This is a genomic window from Dactylosporangium sp. NPDC005572, assembly GCF_040605515.1.
In the GTDB taxonomy this organism is placed as follows: Bacteria; Actinomycetota; Actinomycetes; order Mycobacteriales; family Micromonosporaceae; genus Dactylosporangium.
Genome location: NZ_JBEXCY010000343.1, coordinates 1 through 7,647, shown reverse-complemented (window position 1 = coordinate 7,647; position 7,647 = coordinate 1). Strand labels below are relative to the sequence as shown.

7 protein-coding genes are annotated in these 7,647 nt (G+C 72.1%); all 7 read right to left on the bottom strand.

Features of this window, described 5'->3' with window-relative positions; genetic code table 11:
• Nucleotides 1-192: 192 nt before the first annotated feature.
• Nucleotides 193-1,386: an ABC transporter permease gene (locus tag ABZS66_RS59155; RefSeq protein WP_354773385.1), complete on the bottom strand. Its 1,194-nt coding sequence runs from the start codon at nucleotides 1,384-1,386 to the stop codon at nucleotides 193-195.
• 1 nt (nucleotide 1,387) lies between these two features.
• Nucleotides 1,388-2,038: an ABC transporter ATP-binding protein gene (locus ABZS66_RS59150; RefSeq protein ID WP_354773387.1), complete on the bottom strand. Its 651-nt coding sequence runs from the start codon at nucleotides 2,036-2,038 to the stop codon at nucleotides 1,388-1,390.
• Between the two features lie 62 nt (nucleotides 2,039-2,100).
• On the bottom strand, nucleotides 2,101-3,153 hold the full coding sequence (locus ABZS66_RS59145; RefSeq protein WP_354773383.1) for a peptidoglycan-binding domain-containing protein: 1,053 nt from the start codon (nucleotides 3,151-3,153) through the stop codon (nucleotides 2,101-2,103).
• Nucleotides 3,153-3,698: a hypothetical protein gene (locus tag ABZS66_RS59140; protein ID WP_354773381.1), complete on the bottom strand. Its 546-nt coding sequence runs from the start codon at nucleotides 3,696-3,698 to the stop codon at nucleotides 3,153-3,155. The genes ABZS66_RS59145 and ABZS66_RS59140 overlap by 1 nt, the downstream gene beginning before the upstream one ends.
• Nucleotides 3,699-3,757: 59 nt before the next feature.
• The gene (locus ABZS66_RS59135; RefSeq protein ID WP_354773379.1) at nucleotides 3,758-4,975 is read right to left on the bottom strand and encodes an ATP-binding protein; all 1,218 of its coding nucleotides are present in this window, start codon (nucleotides 4,973-4,975) and stop codon (nucleotides 3,758-3,760) included.
• 18 nt (nucleotides 4,976-4,993) lie between these two features.
• Entirely contained in the window at nucleotides 4,994-5,647 is a 654-nt protein-coding gene (locus tag ABZS66_RS59130) for a response regulator transcription factor (RefSeq protein WP_354773377.1), read from the bottom strand.
• Between the two features lie 92 nt (nucleotides 5,648-5,739).
• Nucleotides 5,740-7,299 (bottom strand): cytochrome b N-terminal domain-containing protein, encoded by a 1,560-nt coding sequence (locus ABZS66_RS59125; RefSeq protein WP_354773375.1) that lies wholly within the window; start codon nucleotides 7,297-7,299, stop codon nucleotides 5,740-5,742.
• Nucleotides 7,300-7,647: the final 348 nt, after the last annotated feature.

Here is a 7,647-nt window from a genome sequence, read left to right as displayed (position 1 = left end):
GCCAGGGCGGCGGCGGTCGCGGCGAGGATGAGCTTCCTGGTTCTCATGGCTCCGTTTTTCTGCATCGGTACGGACGGCGGGAGCGCGATTCGCCGCAATCGCACCTCCGGATAGTAACGGGCCATTACTAACAAGTTCGTCGATGTGCAAGGAGATCTCATCCGGATTTAAGGATGCCGAAAGCGTCCGCCGTCAGGTCGCCGCCAGGGCCTCCGTGGGTGCGAGGCGGGCGGCGCGGATCGCCGGGTAGAGGCCGGCGATCGCGCCGATGAGCACGGTCGCGCCGACGCCGCCGGCGAGGACCCACAGCGGCACCACGGTGGGCCACTGCTGCGTCGTGGCGTACATCCCGGTCACCAGATAGCCGAGCAGGACGCCGGCCGCGCCGCCGAGCAGCGACAGCAGCAGCGACTCGGCGACGAACTGGGTGCGGATCTGGCCCCTGGTGGCGCCGAGTGATCTGCGCAGGCCGATCTCGGCGCGCCGCTCCAGCACCGAGATGACCATCGTGTTGGCGACGCCGATCCCGCCCACGAGCAGCGCGACGGCGCCCAGCCCGAGCAGCAGTGCGGTGAAGGTCGCGTTCGCGGCGCGGCGGGCGGCGAGGGCGTCGGACGGCTTCGACACCTGCACCTCGCCCGGTGACTGCGGGTTGGCCGTGGGCGCGAGCACCGCGCGTACCGCCTCGACCTGTGACTCCACCGACCGCGTGTAGACGGTCGTCGGGTGCCCGTCGAAGCCCAGGTACGTCGTGGCCGCCGGCCACCCCATGAGCACCGCCGCGTCGAGCTCCGGCGCGAGCGGCACCGGCCGCAGCACCCCGATGACGACCCACCACCGGCCGCCGATGTAGACGGCGGGCACGTTCCCGAGCCGTTCGGCCGCCGTCGCGCCGAGCACGACCGCCGGGTACCGGTCGGTCGCCGCGTTGAGCCAGGCGCCGTGGTCGAGCGTGGCGCCGACCGTCTTGAGCAGGTCGAGCCTGGCGGCGAGCACGGACAGGCCGCCGGACTGCGCCGCCGGGATCCGGTCGGTGCGGTAGACGTGCGTGTCGCTGAGCGAGCCGGTCGCCGTGGCCGACTGCACCGGGCCGATCTGCCTGATCATCGCGACCGACTCGTCGGGCAGCGTGGCCCGTCTGCCGAACATCGTGTTGCCGGGCGACACGGTCAGCAGGTTGGTGCCGAGCCTGGCGAGCTCCTCGTCGAGGTCGGCGCGGCTGGAGGCGGAGATGCCGACCACCGCGGTCATCGCCGCGATACCGATCGCGATGCCCAGCGCCGACAGCACGGCGCGCAGCGGGCGCGAGCGCAGGCCGTATGCGCCGAGCCGGGCCAGGTCCGACGGGCGCAGCCGGGCCGGGGTCAGGGCGGTTGGCCGGGGCATCTCAGACCACCTGCCCGTCGCGCATCGGCACCTGCCGCGGCAGGCTGTCCGCGATCTCGCGGTCGTGCGTGATGACCAGGATCGTCGTACCCGCGTCGTGCAGCTCGCGCAGCAACGCCATCACCCTGGCGCCGGAGGCGGAGTCGAGGTTGCCGGTCGGCTCGTCCGCGAGCAGCAGCGGCGGGTCGCCCGCGACCGCGCGGGCGATGGCGACCCGCTGGCGCTCGCCGCCGGAGAGCTGGTGGGGACGGTGCGTGAGCCGGTCGCCCAGACCGACCCGGACCAGCGCGGCCTCCGCGCGCCGCTCACGCTCCCGTTTCGGTACACCGTAATAGAGCAGGCCGTCGGCGACGTTGCCCAGCGCGTCCCGCCCCGGTGCGAGGTGGAACTGCTGGAAGACGAAGCCGATGCGCCGGGCGCGCAGCGCGGAGAGCTGCCGGTCGGACAGCGACGCCACGTCGTGCCCGTCGATGCGCACGGTGCCCTGCGACGGCCGGTCCAGTGTGCCGATCAGGTGCAGCATCGTGGACTTGCCCGAGCCCGACGGCCCGACGATCGCCAGCAGCTCGCCGTAGTCGACGACCAGGTCGACCGCGTGCAGCGCGGTGACCCCGCCGGGGTAGGCCTTGCTGACCCCGGCGAGCTCGATCACCGGGTGGCCGGCGACGGTGTTCGGGGCGGTCACGAGGGTTTCGAGGGGAGTTTCGATGGGAGTCATGCCGGCACCGCCACCTTCATGCCGGCCTGCAGCCCGGTCCCGGTGATCTCGACCTTGCCGTCGGCGAAGAGCCCCGTCTCCACCGCCACGATCCGCGTCGTGGTTGCGTCGACGACCCGCACCCCGTAGCCGCCCTCGGCGAGCGCGAGCAGTGCGGCCACCGGAACGGCCAGCACGTCGGGCCGCTCGCCGGCGGTGAACGCGACGGTGACGGCGGCCGCGCCCGCGCTCTGGACCGCCGCGACGAACCGGATCGTCACGTGGATCCTGGTGGTGGCCGCCGCACCGTTCTCGCCCGGGCTCACGACCATGGTGACCTTGCTGATCTCGCCCGGGACGACCGTCCCGTCGGGCAGCGTGACCTGCACCGCCGCGCCCACCTTGGCGAGCCGCGCCGAGCTCATCTCCAGCCCGACCGTGGCCAGCGGCGAGGTGCCGGTGACCCGTTCCACGGCAGCGCCGGGCCCGATCACGGTCCCCACCTGCGTGCTCAGCGAGTCCACGCGCACCTCACCGGCGGCGTACACGACCTGGCTGGGATCGACCGTGCCGGTCTGGGTGAGACCGAGGTCCTTCTGCCAGTGCCTGACCGCGGCGGCGGTCGCGGAGTTGTAGGTCTCGTCGACGGTGAAGCCGCGGTAGCCGAGGGTCCAGAGGTTGTCCTCGAGCTGCTTGACGTCGGCGCCCTTGACGCCCGTCGAGAGCGGGCGATAGGCCGGCAGCGGGCCGTAGAGCAGGGTGACCGGCGTGTTGTCGAGGTGGAAGAGCGCCTTGCCGCGGGTGACGGTCGCGCCCTCCGCGGGCAGCCCGGTCACGGTGCCGTCGGCGCGCGACGAGATCGTCGTGGTGTCGCCGTGGGCGAGCGTGCCGTCGTGGCGCTCCCGGTCGGTCAGCGTCTGCCTGGTGATGTCGGCGGTGGACACCGGCGTGCTGTCGGCGGAGCCGGGGCTGTCCTGCGCCTCCGGCAGGTTGAAGACCGTGATCGCGGCGGCCACGGCACCGACCGCGACGACGCCGGTGACCACACTCGCTGTGCGTCGCGCACCCATCACGAGGTTCCCTTACTGCGCTTCGGTGCCGGCAGGTACTTGTCGCACTCCTGTCGCGCCCTCTGGAAGGCCGGGTCGTCGGGCTCGACACCGAGAACCTTGGAGTCGATCGTGATGGAGCCGTTCGCGTCGGGGTCGGGGTAGTTCGCGAATCCGTGGTCCCGCATGCACTGCGACACCTGCCGTATCTTGGCCAGGTCCTCAGCGGGGATCGGGCCCCGCTGGCTGCCTCCGGGGTAGTACCGCTTGCACGCCTCCTCCGCCTTGGCCAGCTTGCCCTGGTCGACGCCGTCGGGGTTGTGCACCACCAACCCGCCATCGGGCTGCGGGTCGGGGTACCACGTGAGGCCCTGATCGCGCATGCACTGCGAGAACCTCAACAGCGACGTCTCGCCGTCGCCGGCCGCGCCGGCGCCGGCATCGGGCGCGCCGGAGTTGGCGGTCGCCACCGCCGGGTCGTCGTGACGGCTGCAACCCGCCGCTCCCACCGCTAGCAGCAGGACGATCGCGGGGACGATCCACAGTGGACGCTGATGCTTCGACATGCGTACTGTTCTACGCTCCGGCCGGTCACATCACGGGCACAAAGGACGCTGAACGGCGCCTACCCGGCGTCGTTCAGCCGGCGTTCCTCGGCCGGAAACAGCACCTTGATCGCGAGGCCGCCGCCCGGGCGGGCCCGCACGGTCAGGTCCGCCGAGTGGGCCGCGGCGATGGACCGGACGATGGACAGCCCGAGGCCGTGATGACCGTCGTCGGCGGTACGGTCGAGCCGCTGGAACGGGCTGAGCAGTTGGTCCACCATCTCCGGCGGGACGGGCGGCCCGGTGTTGGTCACCGACAGGAAGCAGCGCACGCCGTCCGTGCCCGTCGCGACCTCCACCCGCCCGTCCGGGACGTTGTAGCTCATCGCGTTGTCGACCAGGTTGGCCACCAGCCGCCCGACGAGGGCGGGGTCGCCGGTGACCCGCGTGGGCTCGACCTCGGCCGCGACGGTCAGGTCCTGTCGTCGTGCCCTCGGCCCGGCGGCCCGCAGCACGTCGCCGGCCACCCCGGACAGGTCGACGCTCTCCCGGCGGTCCAGGCCGCGCTCGCTGGTCGCCAGGACCAGCAGCGACTCGAGGAGCCGGGCCTGCTGCTCGCTGACGACCATCAGCTCCTCGAACTGGGCACGGAACTCCTCCACCGTCGCGTCCGGATCGAGGACGGTCTCCTCCAGCAGGGCGTGCTCCAGCGTCAGCGGCGTGCGCAACTCGTGCGCCGCGTTGGCGACGAACCGTTTGTGCGAGTCGAGCGCGGACTCCAGCCGGCCGAGCAGCCCGTCGACGGTGTCCGCGAGACGCTTGAGCTCGTCGCGCGGCCCGGTGACGGCCAGCCGCTCGTGCACGTTGCGCGCCGAGATGCGCTGAATGGTGGCGGTCATGGTCTGCAGCGGCCGCAGCACCCGCCCGGCCACCAGCCGGCCGAGCACGACCGCGACGACCGCCATGATGGCCAGCGCCACGCCCGACTGCACGAGCAGCTGATGCATGAGCTCCGCCCGCTGCTGACGGGCCTGCTCCTGGAACGCCTCGACGACGCGCCGCTGCGCCTCGGACAGCTGGACGCCCGCCGGCAGGGTCTCGCCCAGGAAGATGCTGACGCTCTGCCCGCCCGACGGCGTCGTGCTCTGCGCGGACATCGCGACGTTCGGCCCGCTGTGTGCGACCAGCAGGTAGGTGATGGTCAGCAGCACGGCGCCGGAGAGCAGGAACAGCCCGCCGTACAGGAGCGTGAGCCGCAGCCGGACCCGCATGCCCGAGATCTGGGAGGTCAGGCCCACGAGGACTCCTCTTTCAGCTCAGATCCGGTAGCCGGCCCGGGGAACGGTCTCGATGACGGGCGGCTCGCCGATCTTCGACCGGAGGCGGTTCATGGTGGCCTTCACCGTCGTGGTGAACGGGTCGGCGGCCTCGTCCCACACCCGTTCCAGGAGCTCCTCCGCGGAGACCACCCGGCCCTGCGCGGTGAGCAGGTACTCCAGGACGGCCAGCTCCTTGGGGTTGAGCGCCAGCCGCGCCCCGGCCCGGGTGGCGACCCGCTGGGCCGGGTCCAGCACCAGGTCACCATGCACCAGGACCGGCGCGACGGCGGGCTGGGAACGCCGGCCGAGCGCCCGGATGCGCGCCACCAGCTCGGGATAGGCGAACGGCTTCGGCAGGTAGTCGTCCGCGCCGATGGTGAGACCCTGCACCCGGTCGGCGATGGTGCCGGCCGCGGTCAGCATGAGCACCCGGGTCCGCCGCGGCTCCCGCATCAGCCGGCGGCACACCTCGTCGCCGGGCACACCCGGCAGGTCCCGGTCGAGCACCACCACGTCATAGTCGACCTCGACGGTACGGTCGAGCGCCGCGGCCCCGTCGAACGCCACGTCGACCGCCATGCCCTCGCGCCGCAGCAGCCGCGCCACCGAGTTGGCGAGCCGCACCTGATCCTCCACCACCAGAACCCTCATCCGGCTCCCCAGTCCGCAAGCGATCCGGACCGCCAGCTTACGGGTGAGCCGGTCACACGGCTGTCACAGCGCAGTGGCCGGCTCCCGGATTCCTACGCGGCATCGGCTTCGCTGCCCGGCCTGAGGTCCGCGGGCCCTTCGACCGGCCTGAGGAAGCCTCTGGCGGCGGGCGCGAGCGCGCCGAGGTGGTTCATCTTCTTCGGCACCGCCCGGCCGGCGTACCGCAGCTCGGTGCGGCCGCCGGGGTCGGGGGCCGCGAGCGGCTGGTGGATCTCCGTGAACCCACCGTTCGGCAGGCGCCGGATGATGCCGGTCTCCACGCCGTGGGCCAGCACCTGCCGGTCGTGCTGCTGCAGCCCCAGGCAGACGCGGTGGGTGATCCGGTACGCCAGCGGTGGCAGGAGCAGCAGCCCGATCCGACCGGCCCAGGTCAACGCGTTGGTGCTGATGTTGAACGTGAGGGCGATGGCGTCGCCGGCGCCGGCGACGGTCAGCACGAGGTAGAAGGTGACGGCCATGGCACCCAGCGCGGTGCGGGTCGCGGCATCCCGCGGACGGTCGAGCAGGTGATGCTCCCGGTGGTCCCGGCGCACCCGCGCCTCGATGAACGGGTACGCCATGGGCACGGCGAAGAGGAGGCCGGGCAGCACCACCGCCGCCCAGAAGATCGGCGGGACGGCGTACCCGTCGCCGATCGGGAGCGTGAGCTCCCAGGGCGGCATCAGCCGAACCGCGCCGTCGAGGAACATGACGTACCAGGCCGGCTGCGACAACGCCGACACGTCCGCCGCCCGCGCCGGCCCGTAGAGCCACACCGGGTTGACCTGGACCATGCCACCGAGCAACGCGATCACCGCGAAGACGAACATGAACAGCCCGGCCTGCTTCGTCGCGTACCGCGGGAACATGCGCTCGCCCTCGACGGCCCCGCTCCTCCGGCGCGGATCCCGCCACTGGACCGGCTTCTGCCGCAGCCGCAGCCAGATCTGGACGAGGATCAGCGCCACCAGGAGTCCGGGCAGCAGCAGCACGTGGAGCAGGTACATGCGGCCGATGATCACGTCGCCCGGAAACTCGCCGCCGAAGACCGACGACGCCAGCCAGGTGCCGGCCACGGGTATCGACAGCAGGATGCCCTGCAGGATCTGCATGCCGGTGCCGGACATGCCGTCGTCCAGCATCATGTAGCCGGTGTAGCCGGCGACCAGGCCGGTCCAGAACACCAGCAGGCCGACGGTCCACTTGAGCCGCCGCGGCCTTCGGAACGCGCCGGTGAAGAAGACCCGCAGCAGGTGGACGATGACCGCCGCGATGAACAGCAGCGCCGCCCAGTGGTGCATCTGACGCATCAGCAGCCCGCCGCGGACGTCGAACGAGATGTCCAACGTGGAGGCGTAGGCCGCGGACATGTGCGTCCCCTGCAGCGGCCGGTACGACCCGTCGTACACCACGTCCTCCGTCGACGGATCGAAGAGGAGCGCCAGGACCGTGCCGGTGACGGCGAGCACCACGAAGGAGTACAGCGCGATCTCACCCAGCAGGAACGACCAGTGGTCGGGAAAGACCCGGTTGAGCACGCCGCGTAACGGCGTGGCGGCCCCGAGCCGGGAGTCCGCTGCGCTACCGGTCCTGCCTGTGCTGCGCTTCTTCATGTCCAGGCCCCTGCTCGTGGAGTTGCGGTTCGAACATCGAGACGACGGCGGGCCACGTTCTGTGACGTCGCGGCCCCGTGACACACACCACCGGTCGCGTGGGTCACAGGGCCGGGGAGCGGGGCTCGAGCGGCGGTACCTTCGCGACGTGTCCTGAGCGAGACTGATGTGGTGATCGACCTCGACGTCCCCGGCCCGGTCGGGCCGGTATCGGCACCGGCGCCGCCGGACCGCCGTCGCTGGTGGCTGCTGGGGTTGCTCGTTGTGCTGCTGCTGCCCAGCGGCGACCCGACGATGCCGCCGGCCCCGTCGGTGGTGCTGGACGGCGACGGGATCGCCGACGTGCGC